At 45.8% G+C, this 3,862-nt stretch carries 3 protein-coding genes; 2 read left to right on the top strand and 1 reads right to left on the bottom strand.

The window, feature by feature from the left end; all coding sequences use genetic code 11:
- Positions 1-147: 147 nt before the first annotated feature.
- Entirely contained in the window at positions 148-1,110 is a 963-nt protein-coding gene (locus B5F78_RS16085) for a YitT family protein (RefSeq protein ID WP_013617439.1), read from the bottom strand.
- Between the two features lie 346 nt (positions 1,111-1,456).
- Here B5F78_RS16085 and B5F78_RS16080 point away from each other — a divergent pair, with 346 nt between their 5' ends.
- On the top strand, positions 1,457-3,028 hold the full coding sequence (locus B5F78_RS16080; RefSeq protein ID WP_087407218.1) for an ATP-binding protein: 1,572 nt from the start codon (positions 1,457-1,459) through the stop codon (positions 3,026-3,028).
- 27 nt (positions 3,029-3,055) lie between these two features.
- Positions 3,056-3,547, top strand: coding sequence for a hypothetical protein (locus B5F78_RS16075; protein ID WP_087407217.1), 492 nt, complete (start codon positions 3,056-3,058; stop codon positions 3,545-3,547).
- Positions 3,548-3,862: the final 315 nt, after the last annotated feature.

The raw sequence follows: 3,862 nt of genomic DNA, 5'->3' as shown, positions 1-3,862 counted from the left end.
TTTCGCTCCTGTTCTTCGTCAGATAGCCCGCTATCTTCCTCATCACAGAAGCGAAAATGCCTCAAAAACTCATCCCAAATCATCACACGATAAATTCAAAACAGCTTCTATTAGCAGAAGTTATCATATCGTGCGTAAGCCCCGATATCACTCCGGCTCAATCTCATTGGGCGAAGGAAGCTGCTTCCAGCCTTCACCGAACGTATCGTAAGCATCGGTCACTACCACGAAGGCACGCGGGTCGGCAAGCTTTATCGTGGCTTTCACGCCCGCCACTTCCTTGTAGCTCACTACCAAGAAAATCATTTCCTTCTCCTTCTTCGTGTACAAGCCGCTGCTCTTGATACATGTAGCGGTACGGTCCAAATCATTCAAGATATACTTATGCAAATCTGGCAACTCCTTCTCGCTGATAACAAATATCAGCTTGTCATTCTTCGAGCCGTTTATCATATAAGCTATCACCCGCGATACGATGAAGATAGCTATCAACGAATACAAAGACAAATAAACGGAAGGTTCCTCGGATACTTCTCCGCTTCCCAATCCGAACCCAATCACCAACAAACCAAAGCAGACAACGATCCCGTCCACAAGCAATATCGCCCGCGAGAAACGGATGTGCATATACTTCTGAAGCATCATTGCCACAATATCGCTCCCGCCCGTAGTAGCCTGATTCTTCACCACAATGCCGCTCCCGATACCTATCAGTACGGCACCCATCACGCAGGTCAGCATCAGATGGTCCGACAAGTCCATAATGCCTCCCAAAAGCTGAGACGGGTCAAGCGCATGCAAAGCTTCTTCCGTAGGATATACCAGACGCGACATGATGTTCATCAACAAAGGAGTGGTCAATGCAGCCGCAATGGTACGCGCCCCCAGCTTCGTGCCTAAAAAGATGACCGAAAGAATCAGCAACGGAATATCGAACATATACCCGAACGTACCTACCTGAACGGAAGGAAACAGGTTATGCAACACGATACTCGCCCCATACACACCTCCCGGCACAATGTTATATGGATTGATAAAAAACACAAAACCTGCCGCCAGGATGATACATCCCAGCAAAATATTCAGCCAACCGTTTATTTCTTTCTTCATATACAAACTCATTTTTATGCAGCAAATATACAAAGAAAGATTCAGATAAGCAAGTGCTCATTTCATCTTCTAAAGTCAATCAGAAGTGATTTTATAGTAAAATCTGTGTCCGTCTGTCCCCGTCTGCATTCTTTTATATTTTACGCGGTATGAAATTGTGCATTTTCTCACCACAGGACACAGAGGCTTTTAAATTTTTTCTCTGTGGTACCCTGTGACCTCTGTGGTGAGATTTTGTTCTACTATAAACCGACTTTTTCTTTGTCTGTTGAAGATTAATCGTTAACTTTGTAAACAAAATCAAACGTCCCAAGAACTTAAAAACTCAAAAACTTACAGAGCCATGATGAAGTACCCCATAGGAATACAGAGTTTTGCCGACATCCGCAAGCGCGGATTCGTTTACGTAGACAAGACGGCATTTATTTACCGAATGGCGTTGATGGGGAAATACTACTTTCTCAGCCGTCCCCGCCGGTTCGGCAAATCCTTGCTGGTCTCTACTATGGAAGCTTACTTCTTGGGACAAAAAGACTTGTTCAAAGGACTTGCCATAGAGAAACAGGAAACAGAGTGGATACAATATCCCGTGCTTCATCTGGACTTGAATGCTCGCAATTATGAGGATGAAGAATCCCTCAAAGCGGAATTGAATAAGCACCTTGTGATGTGGGAACAGGGTTATGGCATGACTACTGATAGCAACCTGGCTCCCGAAGAACGTTTCTATAACGTAATACATACTGCCTACAAACAGTCGGATGAACAAGTGGTGGTGTTGGTGGACGAATACGACAAACCGCTTCTCAGCACCATCGACAACAAACCTTTGCACGATGCGTACCGGAAAGCCTTGAAAGCTTTCTTCTCTGTGCTCAAGTCACTGGATGCCTGCATCCGTTTCGGTTTCATCACGGGCGTGAGCAAGTTCAGCCACGTCAGCATCTTCAGCGACCTAAACAATCTGGATGACATCTCCATGGATCCCCGCTATGTGGACATCTGTGGCATATCTGAAGAAGAACTGCACATTTACTTTGACGACTCCATCCGCGAACTTGCCGATGCCAACGGCATGACCTTCGAAGAGGCATGCGAGAGGTTGCGCAAGCAATACGACGGTTATCATTTCCGGCAGAACAGTGTAGGCATTTACAATCCATTCAGCCTGCTCAACACATTTGCAAAAAAAGAGTTCAATGACTATTGGTTTAAGACAGGCACACCCACGTTCTTAGTCAAGCTATTGCAACAGAACGACTATGAGTTGCATGATTTGAAAGGCATTTATGTGGACGGAGATGTACTTTCTTCCGTAGACGAGGGATATGATGACCCCGTTCCCGTACTCTTCCAGAGCGGCTACCTCACCATTGCCGGTTATGACCCCGAATTAGGTTACCGTCTGGACTTCCCCAATCAGGAGGTTGAGCGGGGTTTCTTCCGTTTTCTGATGCCTTACTACACGTCACAGCAGCAATCGAGCGTCAGGGGCATTCTCAACAAGATGACTTCAGCCGTCAAACAGGGCAACCCCGATGACCTGCTGCAAACCATCCAGACCATGCTGGCAGGCAGAAGCTACATGGTGGCAGGAGCTGACAAGGAAAAGGATTTCCAAAACACTCTCTACCTGATTTTCACCATGCTGGGCTACAATGTGCAGGTAGAGCAGGCGACCAGCCAAGGCCGCATAGATATTACCATTCAGACAAAAGACTATATTTACATCATAGAACTGAAGCTTGACAAGACCGCCGAAGAAGCCCTCCGGCAAATCAAGGACAACCATTATGCCCGCCCTTTCCAGACGGACAAACGCAAGCTTTACCTGATAGGCGTAAACTTCTCATCGGAAACAAGGACGGTGGAGAAGTGGGTGACTGAAGAGCACTCACGGTGGGTTTTCGCATTTTAATAACATTGTAAACAGATTTGATAACTTATGCGTACTTTCTTACAGACAACTGCCGGCGGCACATTTATAGCGGGCGAAGCGATGACATTTGTAGTCCGTAAAGATTATGCCGAATATATATTTAAAGCAGGAAAAGGCTTTTACGGAATAGTAAACTTCCTGTTTAAGGGAAAAAACGAGGTAATGCTTTTTGCGGGTTGGGGCACTTTTTTCAAGCGCATCACCAACCATGCAGACGTAAATAAGCTGTTACAGATGCTCGAAAAGCCCTGCCCACAAGTGATAGACTTAATGACTTGTAAATCCGATTACAGCCTGGTAACATTAAGCAACAACGAGATGGGTATTCGTAAGACGATTAATACATCCACCTCCCGCTCGTTGATTGAAATCATGGGTGACCCCATTGTAGTGGAAGAAGCCCGTAATTTGGTGAATTACTGTCTAAAGCTTTTCCGTGAGATCCACGACCACTGCCCTTTCCCCGGTTGGAAGCAAGGATTGAAGGAAGATTTGTAGAACAACCGTCTGAATCCCCCAACCAGGAGGTAGAGCAGGGTTTCTTCCGGTTCCTGCTGCCTTACTATACGCCACATTCCTTATGAGAGTATATGCCCGTGTCCTCTGTGTTGAATCTCATTTATGAGCAGTTACTTATAACATTACGGGACTTATCCGATTGATTCACATCATCCGGACAAGCCCCGCTTTCTTTGGGTTAACTTAGAAGCTGTTTTGAATTTCTCCAAAAAGTTTTTCTTGGCTTGATGTATCCGTTTTCGTGTGTGCTTTGGGCGATTTTTTGGCCCTTTTCGCTCCTGTTCTTCGTCAGAT

The sequence above is a fragment of the Bacteroides sp. An279 genome (assembly GCF_002159615.1).
Classification (GTDB): Bacteria; Bacteroidota; Bacteroidia; order Bacteroidales; family Bacteroidaceae; genus Phocaeicola; species Phocaeicola intestinalis.
The sequence above is the reverse complement of the archived record's forward strand: the minus strand, read 5'-3'. Positions and strand labels throughout refer to the sequence as shown.